Source organism: Streptomyces sp. NBC_00057, assembly GCF_045041165.1.
Taxonomy (GTDB): domain Bacteria; phylum Actinomycetota; class Actinomycetes; order Streptomycetales; family Streptomycetaceae; genus Streptomyces.
Genome location: NZ_CP108256.1, coordinates 6,060,572 through 6,076,709, shown reverse-complemented (window position 1 = coordinate 6,076,709; position 16,138 = coordinate 6,060,572). Strand labels below are relative to the sequence as shown.

Sequence of the window (16,138 nt, the reverse complement as noted above, 5' to 3'; positions counted from 1 at the left end):
CTGCGGCCATACTTCTGGCCGGGTACCAGTCCTCCGATCGGCCGGGGGGCCGGGCCACCGTCAGTGACCGAGGGGGAGGTCAAGTGACATACCCGCCGAATGTACGCACGGCGCCGGAACACGCGCGGGCTCAGCCGCCCGTGCCCGCGACCGCACCCGCTCCGCCGCAGCGCGGTGCCCGGTCCGCGACGACGGACCGGCTGAGGGCCGCTGCGACGACCGAACCGGGCAGGCTCCAGATCATCGGGGCCGTACTGGCCCTGCTCGTCGTGGCGTTCGGGGCAGTGACGGCGTTCGAGATCGCCGACCGGGCGGCCGCGGCCGACGACGTGGTGAGCCGCAGCCAGCCGCTGAGCGCCGACGCGGCGGACATCTACCGCTCGCTGGCCGATGCCGACACCGCGGCGGCGAGCGGCTTCCTGGCCGGGGCGCAGGAGCCGCGCGATGTCCACGACCGGTACGACAAGGACATCAAGGAGGCATCCCGGCTGCTGGTGAAGGCCGCGGCCAACACGGACGCGTCGACGAGCTCCGGGCACGAGATCACCACGCTCAACGAGGAACTCCCCCGCTACGCGGGTCTGATCGAGCGGGCCCGTGCCAACAACCGGCAGGGCCTGCCGCTGGGCGGCGCCTATCTCCGGTACGCGAACCAGAAGATGACCGACGTACTGCTGCCGGCCGCCGAGCGGCTGTACACGGCGGAGACCGGGCGGCTCGACCGGGACAACGACTCGGCCAGGGCCTGGCCGTTCCTCTCGCTCGGGCTCGGTGTCGTGGCACTGGCCGCACTGTTCTGGGCGCAGCGGCGCAACTACCGCAGGACGAACCGGGTCTTCAACCACGGGCTGCTCGTCGCGACCGCCGCGTCCACCGTGGTGCTGCTGTGGCTGGCCGTGGGGCACACGGTGGCGCGGTCCGAACTGCTGGACGCCGATGTGCACGGGCAGCAGTCCCTCGATGTCCTCAATCATGCGCGGATCGACTCGCTGAAGGCGCGCGCCAATGAGAACCTCACTCTTGTCGCCCGCGGCGCGGTACTCACCCCGGACGGCAAGAACGACAAGTACGAAACCGACTACAACACGGGCATGAAGGCCCTCGGTGAAGAGCTGGGGAAAGCCAGGAAGCTCGCCGACGACTTCCAGGGGAGCGGGCCGGTGGTGAACGCCATCAACGGTGTCTCCGAGTGGCAGGGCCGCCACCGGACCGCCCGCACGACTGACGACAACGGCGACTACGAGGGCGCGCTGAAGCAGATCATCGGGCCGAGGAACTCGACGGGTGAGTCCTTCAACCGGGTGGACGAGGCGCTGAAGCAGGCGCTCGCCCACGAGCAGGGCGAGTTCACCCGGGCCGCGAAGGACGGGCGCAGGGCGCTGGGCGGGCTGCCGATCGGGGCCGCCGCGCTCGCCGCGCTGGGTGCCCTCGCCGCGATCGTCGGGGTCAACCGCAGGCTCTCGGAGTACCGGTGAGAGGGGGAGCGATGACCAGGAAGCGCACGGGCGTGAGGGCCCGTGCCGAGTTTCCCGCCGGATCAGGGAGCGGGGTCTGGGGCCTTCGAATCCAAGGCGGAGGAAGGAGTCGACGCGGAGCGTCGGTGACTGACGACAACGCCGGAGGCGGAGGTTCCAGACCCCGCGAGCCCGGTGGGAAACTCGGCACGGGCCCTGGGTCCATCCGCGGCAGGCTGCGCGGCTGGGGCGGGGTGACGGGCATGGCCGTGGCCTGCGCGGTGACGGCCTCGCTCACCCTCCTGCCGCTCTCCCACGGCGGCGCCGGCGCCTTCGGCGGGGACGCTTCGGGGCCGGGTACGGCGCAGGCGGTGCACGCCCGGGCCGACGACTGCACGGACCCGGAAGCCAGCCTGCCGCCGTCGAGCGCCGACGGCCCGGACATCGCGAAGATCAAAGCGCGCGGAAAGCTGATCGCGGGCGTCGACCAGAACAGCTTCCGCTGGGGGTACCGCAATCCGGAGACAGGCAAGCCGGAAACAGGCAAGCTCGAAGGCTTCGACATCGATCTGGTGCGGGCCATCGCCAAGGACATCCTGGGCGATCCCGACGCGGTGATCTTCCGGGCCATCCCCACCAACCAGCGGATCGCCGCCCTGGAGAACGACAAGGTCGATGTCGTCGTCCGGACGATGACGATCAACTGCAGTCGGCTGGACCAGGTCTCGTTCTCCACGGCCTACTTCCAGGCCGGGCAGCAGGTCCTCGCGCCGAAGGACTCGCCGATCACCGGGTTCGACAAGTCCCTGGCCGGCAAGCGGATCTGCACCGCCGAGGGTTCCACCGCGTACGAGGCGCTGGAGAAGCAGTCGTTCGGCTCGGTCTTCAAGGACGAGCACGACGGCACCGAGGCGGACGAGGACCGGCTCACCGTCCCCAACCAGTTGGACTGCCTGGTACGGCTGCAACTGGGCGAGGTCGACGCGGTGGTCACGGACAACGCGCTGGCAGCCGGCCAGGCCGCCCAGGACCCGGCGGTCGAGCTCAAGGGCGACAAACCGTTCACCACCGAGTACTACGGCGTGGCGACGAAGCACGGTGCGAACGATCTGGTGGCCCGGGTCAACCAGGTGCTGGTCGACTACCGCAGCGGTGGTGCGGACAGCCCCTGGATGGTGTCGTACCGCAAGTGGCTGGAGGCCGGTCTGCCGGGGATATCGGCGCCGCCGGCCCCCAAGTACCGGAGCAACTAGCGCCGGGCCGGTCAGGTGTGCGCGACGGCGCGGACCGGACCGGCGAGACAGTGGCACTGATCCTGCCGGGCCCGTCCCGGCAGGAAGAGCGGAGAGGTGATCGATGGGCGTCGTGGGCCCCTTCCCCGGCTACGCGGAAAGGCCCCCCGGCCCGGTCATGGACCGGGACGAGGCGGACCGTGCGCTGGCCCGGCTGGGCGCGGAGCACGAGGCGATCGAGACCTCACTCCTCGCCCTGCAGGACCACGCGGGCCGCCGGCTCCTGGAGGGCGCCGATCTGACCGGTGTCACCAAGGAACGCTGGGCCTCCACCGAGCAGTCGATCACACTGCTGTGGGGGTATTTCGACGCCTACGCGGGGGCGCTGGCCGAGGCCCGCGCGGTGCGGGCCCGCCGGCGCCACCCCAACCGGGACGACCTGGTGGCCCTCACCGAATTGCTGCGCGGCCAGGGTGTCACCGTGGCGCATGCGGCCGGCCGCCCCGATCCGTCGATCACGGGCCCGGCCAAGCTCTCCGAGCGGTTCACGCTGGAGGAGCTGGTCGCCCGGATGAACGACCTGTACGCCCGATCGCTGGACATGGTCGTCGCCTCCGACTCCGTGTGGTCCGCACTGCCCGCCCGGATAGATCTCCTCGGCGCCGAGCTGCACCGCACCCGCTCGCTGGCGCACTCAGTCGGCGTACGGCCCGGAGAGCACCCGGCGGGCGACGACCTGGAGGCGATCACCCATGAACTGACCGCGCTGCGGGTCCAGGTGATCTCCGACCCACTCGCGTTCTGGCTGTCGGGTCCCGGCAGTTCGGCGCCCGGCGGCGGACGCCCCGACACCACGCGCTACGACCGGGCGGCCCGCGCCCTGGACGACGTACGCCGCGAGATCGAGGCGGTGCTCGCGGTCCGGCAGGACGCCGAGCAGCGTCTGGTCCACCTGCGTGATGTCCTCTCCCGCGCGGACCGCACCCTGACCGAGGCCCGGTCTGCGCGCGGCGAAGTACTGGCGAAGATCGCCGCCTCCGAGGTGCCCGCGGTCAGCGGCCCGGCAACCGCACTCCAGGAGCGGCTGGCCGCCGCTTCGGAGTACCGCAGGCATGCCCAGTGGCACCGGCTCTCCCCGCTCCTGGAGACGCTGGAGCGGGAGGCCGAGGAGGAATTGTTGCGGGCCCGGGAGTCACTGACCGCGGTCACGGCCCCGCTGGCCGTACGGGCGGAGCTGCGCGGCAGGCTCGACGCGTACAAGGCGAAGGTCGCCCGGCACGGGATGGCCGAGGACCCGCTGCTGATCGAGCGGTACGACGTGGCGCGCCGGATGCTGTGGAGCGCACCGTGCGATCTGCGGGTCGCCGCACAGGCGGTGCTGCGCTACCAGGAGGCGGCGGCCGAAATGCTGTCCCAGCGCCGGACCTCGGGACCGGAGGACCGGCGATGAGTACAGACATGTGCAAGGTGGAAGGGCCGCCGCGGCGGCGGGGCGAACAGGGGGACGGACCATGAGTACGCAGTGCCAGCGCCCCGCGTGCGAGGGCAATTACGAGGACGTGGGCGGCGGTGAGCTGTACTGCGACACCTGCGGTCTGGCTCCGGTCGTGTCGCCGACGGGCATGGTGAGTTCGCCGCCGACCGGGATCGCGGGCGGCGGTGGCGCGAGCAGCAGGGGCAGTCGGGGCAGCAACAGCAGTTCGCGGGCCTCGTCCCGGGCGTCCTCGCGTTCCTCGTCCCGCTCGTCGACCTCGCGGCGTTCCGTTTCGGGGCGGCTCTCGCGCTCGCTGTCCGGTGGCGTCACGTCCCGTTCGGTGTCGGTCCGTTCCTCCCGTTCGTCCACGGGCGCGTCGTCCGGCCGGGGGAGGCTGGGCGCGGGCCTGGTGCAGGTGCCGGACGTGCCGCGTCCCGACCCGCGCTCCGCGGTGATGGAGAACCCGGAGGTGCCGGAGCGGAAGCGCTTCTGTTCGCGTTCGGACTGCGGAGCCCCGGTGGGCCGGGCGCGCGGCGAACGGGCGGGCCGCACGGAGGGGTTCTGCACCAAGTGCGGCCACCCGTACTCCTTCGTGCCCAAGCTCCACGAGGGCGACATCGTGCACGGCCAGTACGAGGTCGTGGGCTGTCTGGCGCACGGCGGGCTCGGCTGGGTCTATCTCGCGGTCGACCGTGCGGTGTCCGACCGCTGGGTGGTCCTCAAGGGCCTGCTCGACACGGGTGACCAGGACGCCATGGCGGCCGCCATCTCGGAGCGCCGCTTCCTCGCCGAGATCGAGCACTCCAACATCGTCCGGATCTACAACTTCGTCGAGCATCTCGACCAGCGCACCGGCTCGCTCGACGGCTACATCGTGATGGAGTACGTCGGCGGCAAGGCGCTCAAGGAGATCGCGAACGAGCGCCGTACCCCGGCCGGGAAGCGCGATCCGCTGCCGGTCGAGCAGGCGTGCGCGTACGGCATCGAGGCGCTGGAGGCACTCGGCCATCTGCACAGCCGCAACCTGCTGTACTGCGACTTCAAGGTCGACAACGCGATCCAGACCGAGGACCAGCTGAAGCTGATCGACATGGGCGCGGTCCGCAGAATGGACGACGACGAGTCGGCCATCTACGGCACGGTGGGGTATCAGGCGCCGGAGGTCGCGGAGGTCGGCCCTTCGGTCGCCTCCGATCTGTACACGGTCGCGCGGACGCTCGCGGTGCTCACCTTCGACTTCCAGGGCTACACCAACGTCTTCGTGGACTCGCTGCCGGACCCGGACAACATCGAGGTGTTCCGGACCTATGAGTCGTTCTACCGGCTGCTGGTGCGGGCCACCGACCCGGATCCGGCGCGGCGGTTCGCCTCTGCGGCAGAGATGGCCGAGCAGCTGACGGGTGTGCTGCGCGAGGTGGTGTCGCTGCAGACGGGGCGGCCGCGGCCTGCGCTGTCGACGCTGTTCGGTACGGAAGTACGGGTCACGGACACGCAGTTGTTCGCCGAGCTGACGGACGATGTGTCGCGGCTGGGGGCACGGGCTGTCGCTCCGGCGCCGTCAGGACGCTTCGGGCGGCGGCGGAACGGGGCGGTGGCCGGTACGACCCCGGGCGCAGCCGCCGTGCCACCCGCGGGTGCTCCGCCCGCACCCGGGTACGCCGCGGCGGGTGCCGGTCCGCTGACCGCGCCGCCCACCCACGTACAGGCGGGCAACGGGGCGGGCCAGAGCGGTGCGGCCCGCCGGAGCGGCGCGCCCTTCTCGTACGCGCAGACCCGGGCCGCGATTCCGGCCCCCCGTGTCCCGGCCGCCGATCCCGGTGCGCCGCCGGGGCCGTACGTCCCGAACGGCCCCCGGCTGGCCGGGCTCGACGCACGGGCCACCTCGCTCGCGCTGCCCGTGCCCCGGGTCGACGCGAGCGACCCCAACGCGGGCTTCCTCGCCGGACTGATGGCCACCGCCCCCGCCGAACTGATTGCCGCATTGAACGCCGTACCCGCGGCCTCGCTGGAGACCCGGCTGCGTGAGCTGCGTGCCCGTCTGGAGATGCACGAACCCGGCGCCGCGGGGCAGACCCTGACGGCGTTGGAGGGCCAGTACGCGGACGACTGGCGGGTCGTCTGGTACCGCGGCATCACCTCGCTGGTGACCGGTGACAACGAGAACGCGGCCCTCTCCTTCGACGCGGTGTACGACGCGTTCCCCGGCGAGCCGGCGCCCAAGCTGGCACTGGGGATCTGCGCGGAGGTCCTGGGCCAGCTGGACAACGCCGCCGAGTACTACCGCCTGGTGTGGACGACCGACCCGAGCTTCGTCAGCGCCGCGTTCGGCCTGGCCCGGGTACAGATCGCCGCCGGGGACCGGGTCGGCGCCGTGACGACGCTGGAGTCCGTGCCGGCGGCGTCGATCCACTACACGGCGGCCAGGGTCGCCGCGGTGCGGGCGCGGCTGCGTGAACGGTCCCCGGACGAGCCGCTGATCGCCGATCTGACGGCCGCCGCCGACCAGGTCTCGGGGCTGGCCGGTTTCGGTCTGGACGCGGTGCGCCGCGAGCAGTTGTCGACAGAGGTGCTGGGGACGGCGCTCGACTGGGTACTCTCCGGTGGTCCAACGGCTCTGTCCTCGGCCCCGCAGCCGCACGCGCCTGTCGCGTCGCCCGGGCCGAGAACGCTGCTCGGCAGTGAGTTGGACGAGCGCGGCCTGCGTTTCGGGCTGGAGCGTTCGTACCGGATGCTCGCCCGGCTTGCAGAGCCCGGCGACGAGAGGATCGAACTGGTGGAGCGGGCCAACCGTTTCCGCCCCCGGACGTGGGTGTGAAAATGTCGCAGAAGCCCCAGGAGACGGCCTTGTCGAAGTGCCCCGGCTGCGAGGAGCCGCTGGAGCCGGGGGACCTGTTCTGCGGTGCGTGCGGGTACGACCTGTCGGCCGTGCCCGAACCGCCGCAGGACCACCCGACGGTCGCCATGGCCGTGCCGACGGAGAACGACGCGGCGGTCGCCGCCCGCGCTCCGGCGGCCCGCCCGGCAGCGGTCCGGTTCGACGAGCCGGGCGGATCGGGTGACTTCGAGCTGGCCGCGCCCGGGGCCGCACCTGGCGCCGCGCCCACATCCACGCCGTCCGCCGAGGCGTCTGCGCCCGCACCCGACCCCCGTACCTCTGCCGCGGAACCGACCTCCACGCCACCGGCCGGCACCAAACTGTGTGTGGCCTGTCGCGCCGGCCGTGTCGACAACGACGGCTACTGCGAGAACTGCGGTCACGCCCAGCCGCGCGAGCGCGACCACATGGAGCAGGAGCTCGGTTCGGTGGCCGCCGTCAGCGACCGGGGCCTGCGCCACCACCGCAACGAGGACTCGTTCGCGGTGTCGACCACCGCCCTGCCCGACGGTTCACCGGCCGTCGTCGCGATCGTCTGTGACGGCGTCTCATCGGCGAGCCGTCCCGACGAGGCGTCGGCGGCCGCCGCGAGCGCCGCCAACGAAGCGCTTCTGGAGTCGCTGCCGCGCGGCACCCATCCGCAACAGGCGATGCACGAGGCGATCGTCGCGGCCTCGGAGTCGGTCAACTCCCTGGCCGAGGAGCCCGGCCAGGCCATGGAGCACGACCCGCACCGCCACCAGAACGCCCCGGCGTGCACCCTGGTCGGCGCGGTGATGGCGGGCGGTCTGCTGGTCGTCGGCTGGGTCGGCGACAGCCGCGTCTACTGGGTGCCGGACGACCGCACCAACCCGCCCGCCCGGCTGACCGAGGACGACTCCTGGGCCGCGCAGATGGTGGCGGCGGGCCTGATGAACGAGGCCGAGGCGTACGCGGACGAGCGCGCCCACGCCATCACGGGGTGGCTCGGCGCCGACGCGTACGAACTGGAGCCGCACACCGCGTCCTTCAAACCGGACCGGTCCGGTCTCGTGGTGGTGTGCACGGACGGCCTGTGGAACTACGCGGAGTCGGCGGCCGAGATGGCCGCGGCGGTGCCGGCCGATGCCCAGCTGCGGCCGTTGCACGGCGCCCAGGTGCTGGTGGGTCATGCACTCGACGGTGGGGGCCACGACAACGTAACAGTGGCTCTGCTGCCGTTCGCGGTACCGCCGCAGGGGGCAGGATCGGCCTGCGGCAACACATGAGTCCCGTTCCGTAACGCTTGATTCCGATTCCGCCCGCCCACTCCTTCTCTGACACCCTCGCCCGTTTTCACCCGCGTTCGCCCGCATTTCTGCCCTCACAGCTGTCTTCATCTGACACCTGGAGCCTCAAGGAGCCGATCAGATGGCCAACTTCTCCAAGTCGAACGTGCCGCAGTTCTCCGTCGAGGTGTACCAGAACGAATATCTGCCGGAGGGCGGTCGCGAGGTCAACGCGATCGTCACGGTCACCTCGACCGGAGGCGGCACCACCGGCGGCGTCCCGCTGTCCGGTGCGGCCGCAACGCCCACGCACGTACCGGGGCAGGCGCCGAAAGCCGCCGTGGTGATCATGGTCGACTGCTCCGGTTCGATGGACTATCCGCCGACGAAGATGCGCAACGCCCGCGATGCGACGGCCGCGGCCATCGACACCCTGCGCGACGGCACCTCGTTCGCCGTGGTCGGCGGTACGCACGTCGCCAAGGAGGTCTACCCGGGCAACGGGAGGCTCGCCGTCGCCGATGCGCGGACCAAAGCCCAGGCGAAGGAGGCCCTGCGTGCGCTCAGCGCCGGTGGCGGTACGGCGATCGGCACCTGGCTGCGGCTGACGGACCGGCTTCTCGGCGCCGCCGATGTGGAGATCCGGCACGGCATCCTCCTCACCGACGGCCGCAACGAGCACGAGGCGCCGGAGGATCTGCGGGCCGCGCTCGAATCCTGCGCGGGCCGCTTCACCTGCGACGCCCGTGGTGTCGGCACCGACTGGGAGGTGAAAGAGGTCACAGCCATAGCCTCCGCGCTGCTCGGCACGGCCGACATCGTCGCCGACCCGGCGGGGCTGGCCGCGGACTTCACGCAGATGATGGAGAACGCGATGGGCAAGGAGGTCGCGGATGTCGCGCTGCGGCTCTGGACGCCCGTCGGGGTCGAGATCAAGTTTGTGAAGCAGGTCGCGCCGACGGTCGTCGATCTGACCGACCGCCGCACCGAGGCGGGCCCCCGCGCCGGGGACTATCCCACGGGTTCCTGGGGGGACGAGTCCCGCGACTACCACGTGTGCGTACAGGTGCCGGAGGCCGGCATCGGGCAGGAGATGCTGGCGTCCAGGGTCTCGCTGATCCTCCCCGACCCGTCGGGCGGGGCCCCGCAGACCCTTTCGCAGGGCCTGGTACGGGCGGTGTGGACGGAGGACATGGTGGCGTCCACCTCGATCAACCCGCAGGTCGCGCACTACACGGGCCAGGCGGAACTGGCACGAGTCATCCAGCAGGGGCTCGATGCCCGCAAGTCGGGAGACTTCGACGGCGCGACGGCGAAACTGGGCCGTGCGGTGCAGCTGGCATCGGCGTCCGGGAACGAGGACACTGCGAAATTGCTTTCGAAGGTGGTGGACGTCGTCGATGCCGCGACCGGTACTGTGCGACTGAAGGCGAAGGTCGCGGAAGCCGACTCGATGACACTCGAAACACGCTCGACCAAGACCGTTCGCGTCAAGAAATAACCACACAGCCGCACAGTCGAGCCGCCCGGCCGGAGCGATCCGCCGGGTGGCGAAAAGCAAGAAAAAAAATGACGGCCCCCAGGGCCGGACGAGGAGAGGGGGAAGCGCCGACATGCCGACCTGCCCGAACGGACACCAGTCGGGTTCCGATGACTGGTGCGAGGTCTGCGGCCATCGCATGGCCGGGGCGGGCGCGCCTGCGGGTGCAGCCCCTCCGCCGCTTCCCGCGCCGCCCGCTCCCGGTTACGGCCACCCGCAGGGCCCCGATGCGGCCCGGCAGGCCGAGCTCTGCCCGCAGTGCCGCACACCGCGTGAGGCTATGGCGCCCTTCTGCGAGGAGTGCCGCTGGAACTTCCTCACGAACACCGCGACGTCGTACACGCCGCTGGCGCCGTCCCACAGCCTTCCCGGCCCTCCGCCCGGTCTCAACCTGCCGCCCGGCTTCCAGGCACAGCAGCCGCCGGGCCCTCAGCAGCAGCGTGATCCGTTCGAGTACCAGGGCTCGCGGCCCTCGCAGGTGAACCGCCCGGCCGAACCGCTCTCCCCCGACCAGGGAAGCCGGCCCGGGCCCCCGGCGCCGGGTCCGCAGTCACCGGGTCCGCAGTCGCCGCAGCCGCCACATCCGTTCCAGCAGCAGGGGCCGCCGCCTCCGCCGTCCTTCCAGCAGCAGACCGCGCCGCCCTCGCCGTTCCAGCAGCAGACCGCGCCGCCCCCGCCGTTCCAGCAGCAGACCGCGCCGCCCCCGCCGTTCCAGCAGCAGACCGCGCCGCCCGCGTTCGAGCGGCCCGGCCCACCCGCCCCGCAGGCCCCACAGCCTCCGGCCCCGCCGCAGGGGCCGCAGTCCGGCGATGACGACGACTGGATGCTGTCGCCGCCGTCCCGGACGCAGGCCCCACAGCCGCCGGCCCCGCCGCAGCAGCAACAACCGCCGTTCCCGGGTCAGAACCAGAACCAGCCGCCCGCGACCTGGACCGCGGTCATCGCCCCGGACCGTGAGTACTTCCTGGCGATGATGCAGCGCAGCGGTCCCGAGGCGACCGGCCTCAACCTGCCCGCGTACTCCCCGGAGCAGCAGCTTGCGCTGACCGGCAACCAGATCACCATCGGCCGCCGCAGGCACAGCACCGGCGAGTCCCCCGACATCGATCTGTCCGTGCCTCCGGAGGACCCGGGCGTCTCGCACCAGCACGCGGTGCTGGTGCAGCAGCCCGACGGCGGCTGGGCCGTGGTCGACCAGAACTCCACCAACGGCACCACGCTCAACGGCGCCGAGGACCCGATCCAGCCCTATGTCCCCGTCCCGCTCCAGGACGGCGACCGGGTGCACGTCGGGGCGTGGACGACGATCACGGTCCGCCGGGGCTGACCCGCACTACCCGCTGGGCAGTGGCCAGGCGTACGGCCCCTCGGGGTCGTCCAGCCAGGCCCACTGCCGCCCGTCCCGGACCGTGATGCCGAACCTCTCCCGCTCGGGGCGCCGCTCGCGTTGCCAGAGGGAGAGGGCCTCGCGCGGGTCGAGGGTGGCCTCGGTCAGCGTCAGCAGGAACCGGAAGAGCTCGTTCTCGCTGACGCGCCTCGGCAGTGCGCCGGGGTGCGGGCGTCGCACGGGCCGCGGCGGTGTGCCGCGCAGCGGGACGAAGTACGCGGGCGTGTGCAGGAACCGCCCCTCGGCGTACTTCCCGTGGGCCCCTTCCCGTACCCGCAGCGCGATCAGTCCGGTGGCGAACGGCGCCAGTATCCGTGCGCCGGGCTTGCACTGGTCCAGCCAGGCCTGCGGTACGCACGGCAGGGTGCAGGTCGCGATGATCCGGTCGTACGGGCCTCGCGGGGGCCAGCCCCGTGTCCCGTCCCCGGTGATCACCGCCGGGCGGTATCCGGCCGCCGCCAGGTGCCGGCGGGCCGACTCGGTGATCTCCGGGTCGAGGTCGACGGTGGTCACGGCGTCGTCACCGAGACGGTGCGCGAGCAGCGCCGCGTTGTAGCCGCTGCCCGCGCCGATCTCCAGGACCCGCTGCCCTTCCCGTACGTCCAGCTCTTCGAGCATCCGGGCCATCAGCGACGGCTGGCTGCTCGACGAGATCAGCTCACCGTCCCGGATCCGGGTGGCCAGCGCCCCGTCCGCGTACGCCCCGTGCAGCCACTGGGCCCGCCTGACCGGGTCGGGGTCCTCGCACCACAGGCGGTCGAATCCACCGCCCACGAAGTAGTACGGCACGAACAGATGCCGCGGCACCTCCTCGAACGCGGCCAGCCATTGCGGGTCACCCAGCGCCCCACCGGCCACGATCCCGCGCACCATGGCCCACCGCTCCTCGGCGGCGGCCGCGGCGAACTGATCCGGGTAGGCGTCGTCCATACCTCCACCTTCCTGCGCCGGGGGCCCCGGGGCCAGGAACCGGGCCGGGATGGGGAGGCAGGACCTAGGACCCCGGTCCTCGGCCGGTGCGTCTGCGACGATGGACCGGTGACAGAGATTCCGCGCGACACGCTGCAGGAGCAGACCTTCTACGAGCAGGTCGGCGGTGAGGAGACCTTCCGGCGCCTGGTGCACCGCTTCTACCAGGGGGTTGCCGAGGACCCGCTGCTCCGGCCGATGTATCCGGAGGAGGATCTGGGTCCGGCCGAGGAGCGGTTCAGGCTGTTCCTGATCCAGTACTGGGGTGGGCCCCGTATCTACGGTGAGCAGCGCGGACATCCCCGGCTGCGGATGCGGCACGTTCCGTTCCGGGTGGACCGGGCGGCGCACGATGCGTGGCTGAGCCATATGCGGGTCGCCCTCGACGAGCTCGGGCTGGCGCCGGAGCACGAGCGGCAGCTGTGGGACTACCTCACCTATGCCGCCGCCTCGATGGTGAACACCGAGGGCTGAGTACACGTCCCTGTCCCCCTGCCGCAGGTGCGGAATGCGTTCCTCCGTCTCCGATTAACGGTCACGATCCCATCAAGTTGTCCCCACAAGCGGTTTCCAACAGCACGTATGTCCTGACAGCATCCATACGAGGCCGGGGGGCGTGTGTGCGGTGAGGGTCCAGGGGGGCATGTGTGACGGGTTTCCTCTTTCTTCGGGTGAGGGCCCATCGGCTCCTGCTCACCGCCGCTTTACTAGCCGTCCTGCTCACCACCTCGGTACTGGCGGCACTCACCGCCTTCTCCAGCTCCATCGGCGACGCGGCGCTGCGTCACTCCCTCACCCATCGGTCGGCGGCCGCCGCCTCCCTCGTCATGTCCGCGCAGGTGGCGCCCGCGCAGCGGGACGCGGCCGACGCGACCGCCAGGAGAGCCGCCCGCGACACCTTCGACGGCCTTCCCGTGACCGTCCGGACGCTGGAGACGTCGGGAACGTACGCGCTGCCGCGCGGTCTGCGGGCTCCGGACGTCAGGGGCGGCGACCCGGATCTCACCCACTTCGCCTCGCTCGACCGCAGCCGCATCCGACTCACCGCGGGCCGCATGCCGGCGGCCGGAAGCGGGAAGGCCGGTGATCCCGTCCAGGTCGCCCTGCCCGGCACCGCCGCCCGGGACCTGAAGCTGCGGCCCGGCTCGTGGCTCACCCTCACGGACCGGCTGGACGACAAGCCGCTGCGCGTCCTGGTCACCGGGGTCTACGAGACGTCCGACCAGGCCGACCCGTACTGGCAGTTGGACGAGCTCGGCGGGCGCGGTATCCGCAAGATCTCTTTCACGACGTACGGTCCGCTGCTCACCGACCCTGCCGTGACCGGTTCCGGACGGGTCAGCTCCGGCGGGATGTCCTGGCTGGCAACCGCCGATTTCCGCACGGCCACCACGGACCGGATGGACGCGCTGCACAGTGCTGCCACGGCTGCTCCGAAGAAGCTGCAGGCCGCCCCCGAGTTCAGGACCGGGGCCACCGTGCAGACCTCGCTCCCCCAGGTGCTGGAGCAGATCGACCGGGCGCTGCTGGTCTCCCGCTCGACGCTGATGATCGTGGCCGTCCAGCTGATGATGCTCGCCGGTTACGCGCTGCTGCTGGTGGCCCGGCTGCTGAGCAGTGAGCGCGACGGCGAGACCCGCCTGCTGCGAGCCCGGGGCGGATCGCGTGGCCGCATCACCGCGCTCGCCGCGGTCGAAGCGCTGCTGCTCGCACTACCCGCCGCGCTCCTCGCCCCGCTGCTCGCCGGGCCGCTGACCCGGCTGCTCGCGGACCGCGGCGCGCTGTCCCGGATCGGGCTGCGGCTCGACGCGGGCACCACCGCCACCGTATGGATGGTCGCCGCCGTCGCCGCGCTCACCTGCGCGCTGGCTGTCGTGGCGCCCGCGCTGGCTGCCGGTGCCGGGGACCGTCGTGCCGGCCGTGCCGCAGCGCTGCCCGCGCCGCTCCGGGCGGGTGCGGACATCGGCCTGCTGGTGATCGCGGCGGTGGCGTACTGGCAGCTCGACCGCCGGACCACGGGTTCCGGCGGCGGTGCGCTGAGCGGGGACCGGCAGGGGGAACTCGGTGTCGATCCGCTGCTGGTCGCGGCTCCCGCGCTGTTGCTGCTCGCCGGTACCGTACTGACGCTGCGGCTGCTGCCGCCCGCGGCCGGGCTCGCGGAACGCGGTGCGGCGGGCGGCCGGGGGCTGATCGCGGCCCTGGCCGGCTGGCAGTTCAGCCGACGCCCGCTGCGTCATGCCGGACCGGTGCTGCTGCTGGTCCTTGCGGTGGCGATGGGCATGCTGGCCATCGGGCAGCGCGCGTCCTGGGACCGTTCGCAGGGCGACCAGGCGGACTTCAGGGCCGGTGCGTCGCTGCGTGTATCGGCCGGTGCCGACGACGATCCGGAGGAGGCGGGCAGGTACGCGCGGCTGCCGGGCGTACGGGAGGCGGCGCCCGCGTTCCGTACGACCACGGAGCTCTCCGGTCAACGCACCGCCGAGGTCCTCGCCCTGGACACCGCGCACGCCCCCGAGCGGATGCTGATCCGCGGCGACCTCGGCGACCGGCCGCGGGAGCGGCTGTTCGACCCGCTCGCCCCGCCGCGGACCGCACGGGCCGGGCTGCCGCTGCCGAAGAACAGCGAACAGGTCCGGTTCGATGTGCGGATCACGGCGGCCGGGGCGCACGGGCGGCCGTCGTCGGCCGACACCGCGCCGCTCCTCGCCGTGCTGCTGGAGGATCGTTACGGCCTTCCGTACCGGGTGCCGGCCGGCTCCGTACCCGTCGACGGCAGGACACATCCGTTGGCCTTCGCGGTGGCGGCCACGGCTGACTTCACCGTGACCGGGTTCGAGCTGGACGGCAACCGGCCGGCCGGTCCGAGCGAGTCGCACCAGGTGGACGTCGGCGCCCTCAGGACCGTGACGGCCGACGGCTCCGAGCGGGCGGTCCCGGTCCCCGAAGGGTTCGGCTGGGACGCCGAACTGATCGGCACCGGTTCCGGTGAGCCGCTCCCCGGCGATCCGGTGTACGCGACGGCCTCCGCGAAGAGCCCGCTGGCCTTCGGGTACGACACCGGCTCGGCCCCGGACTCGTGGAATTCGCCCGCCTTCTCCGTACGGGCCACCGCGCCCCGTCCGAAGGCGCCGACGCCGAACGCCATCGTCACCGACGCGTATCTGAAGGCCGCCGGAGCGAGGAAGGGGCAGAGCGTCGACATCACGCTGGCCGGCGAGACGGTCCGGGTGAAGATCGTGGATGTGGTGCGCAGGCTGCCGACCACAGGCCCCGGCACCGGCTCCGATGCCTCCGGCACCGGCCTCGGCCGGGACAGGGACGGCGGAGCCCTGCTGCTCGACTTCAGGGCCGTCGGCCAGGTCTTCGCACAGCGCCCGGGCGCCGTGCTCACCGCCGACGAGTGGTGGCTGAGCACCGCCCCCGGGCAGGCCGGCAAGGTCGCGGCCGCGCTGCGGGCACGGCCCGACACCGATCCGGCACAGGTCCAGGTGCGTGAAGAGATCGCACGGGAACTGGTCAGCGATCCGCTGGGCGCCGGACCGCAGTCCGCGCTGCCCGCGGTGGCGGTCGTCGCCGCGGCCCTGGCCGCGGTCGGCTTCGCGGTGAGCGCCGTCGGCGCGCAGCGGGAAAGGACCGCGGAGTTCGCAGTCCTGCGGGCGCTGGGTACGCCACGCCGACGGCTGACCAGGATGATCGCCGCCGAACAGGGCGTGCTGATCGCGATCGCGCTGCTGGTCGGGGCCGTGCTCGGGGCCGTACTGAACCGCGCCGTCGTGCCGCTCATCGTGCTGACCGCGCAGGCCACCACGCCGGTGCCTCCGGTGCTGGTGCAGTTGCCGGCCGGGCAGATCGCGGCGTTGCTGGCGGGCGTCGCCGCGCTGCCGCTGGTGGTCATCGTGTCCCTGGCCCTGCGCGGCGCCGACCCCGCGACCTCGCTGCGCCTCCAGGGGGACAACTGAC

Annotated in this window: 10 protein-coding genes; 9 read left to right on the top strand and 1 reads right to left on the bottom strand. The window is 72.3% G+C overall.

What is annotated here, in order from left to right:
- Positions 1-83: 83 nt before the first annotated feature.
- The 7 genes from OG953_RS28580 (at position 84) to OG953_RS28550 (ending at position 11,149) form a co-directional block, all read left to right on the top strand.
- The gene (locus OG953_RS28580; protein WP_405687861.1) at positions 84-1,475 is read left to right on the top strand and encodes a hypothetical protein; all 1,392 of its coding nucleotides are present in this window, start codon (positions 84-86) and stop codon (positions 1,473-1,475) included.
- 242 nt (positions 1,476-1,717) lie between these two features.
- Complete coding sequence (locus tag OG953_RS28575; RefSeq protein ID WP_405692117.1) at positions 1,718-2,707, top strand: glutamate ABC transporter substrate-binding protein; 990 nt, start codon at positions 1,718-1,720, stop codon at positions 2,705-2,707.
- A gap of 103 nt (positions 2,708-2,810) precedes the next feature.
- Positions 2,811-4,136, top strand: coding sequence for a hypothetical protein (locus tag OG953_RS28570; RefSeq protein ID WP_405687860.1), 1,326 nt, complete (start codon positions 2,811-2,813; stop codon positions 4,134-4,136).
- Between the two features lie 61 nt (positions 4,137-4,197).
- Entirely contained in the window at positions 4,198-6,975 is a 2,778-nt protein-coding gene (locus OG953_RS28565) for a tetratricopeptide repeat protein (RefSeq protein ID WP_405687858.1), read from the top strand.
- Positions 6,972-8,282 (top strand): protein phosphatase 2C domain-containing protein, encoded by a 1,311-nt coding sequence (locus OG953_RS28560; RefSeq protein ID WP_405687857.1) that lies wholly within the window; start codon positions 6,972-6,974, stop codon positions 8,280-8,282. The genes OG953_RS28565 and OG953_RS28560 overlap by 4 nt, the downstream gene beginning before the upstream one ends.
- 142 nt (positions 8,283-8,424) lie before the next feature.
- A complete protein-coding gene (locus OG953_RS28555; RefSeq protein WP_405687856.1) occupies positions 8,425-9,783 on the top strand; it encodes a vWA domain-containing protein in 1,359 nt (452 codons plus the stop codon).
- 112 nt (positions 9,784-9,895) lie between these two features.
- Positions 9,896-11,149, top strand: coding sequence for an FHA domain-containing protein (locus OG953_RS28550; protein ID WP_405687855.1), 1,254 nt, complete (start codon positions 9,896-9,898; stop codon positions 11,147-11,149).
- 6 nt (positions 11,150-11,155) lie between these two features.
- Here OG953_RS28550 and OG953_RS28545 read toward each other — a convergent pair whose 3' ends face one another.
- Complete coding sequence (locus OG953_RS28545) at positions 11,156-12,139, bottom strand: methyltransferase domain-containing protein (protein ID WP_405687853.1); 984 nt, start codon at positions 12,137-12,139, stop codon at positions 11,156-11,158.
- 108 nt (positions 12,140-12,247) lie between these two features.
- On the opposite strand from OG953_RS28545, the gene OG953_RS28540 reads away from it, so the two are divergent.
- Both OG953_RS28540 and OG953_RS28535 read left to right on the top strand, forming a co-directional pair.
- Entirely contained in the window at positions 12,248-12,652 is a 405-nt protein-coding gene (locus OG953_RS28540; RefSeq protein WP_405687851.1) for a globin, read from the top strand.
- A gap of 173 nt (positions 12,653-12,825) precedes the next feature.
- Positions 12,826-16,137: an FtsX-like permease family protein gene (locus OG953_RS28535; RefSeq protein ID WP_405687849.1), complete on the top strand. Its 3,312-nt coding sequence runs from the start codon at positions 12,826-12,828 to the stop codon at positions 16,135-16,137.
- Position 16,138 lies beyond the last annotated feature (1 nt).

What these genes read in the sequence shown, in the direction of transcription:
- OG953_RS28550 (WP_405687855.1), top strand. Translation starts at nt 9,896, where the DNA reads ATGCCGACCTGCCCGAACGGACACCAGTCGGGTTCCGATGACTGGTGC.
- OG953_RS28570 (WP_405687860.1), top strand. Translation starts at nt 2,811, where the DNA reads ATGGGCGTCGTGGGCCCCTTCCCCGGCTACGCGGAAAGGCCCCCCGGC.
- OG953_RS28575 (WP_405692117.1), top strand. Translation starts at nt 1,718, where the DNA reads ATGGCCGTGGCCTGCGCGGTGACGGCCTCGCTCACCCTCCTGCCGCTC.
- OG953_RS28545 (WP_405687853.1), bottom strand. Translation starts at nt 12,139, where the DNA reads ATGGACGACGCCTACCCGGATCAGTTCGCCGCGGCCGCCGCCGAGGAG.
- OG953_RS28565 (WP_405687858.1), top strand. Translation starts at nt 4,198, where the DNA reads ATGAGTACGCAGTGCCAGCGCCCCGCGTGCGAGGGCAATTACGAGGAC.
- OG953_RS28555 (WP_405687856.1), top strand. Translation starts at nt 8,425, where the DNA reads ATGGCCAACTTCTCCAAGTCGAACGTGCCGCAGTTCTCCGTCGAGGTG.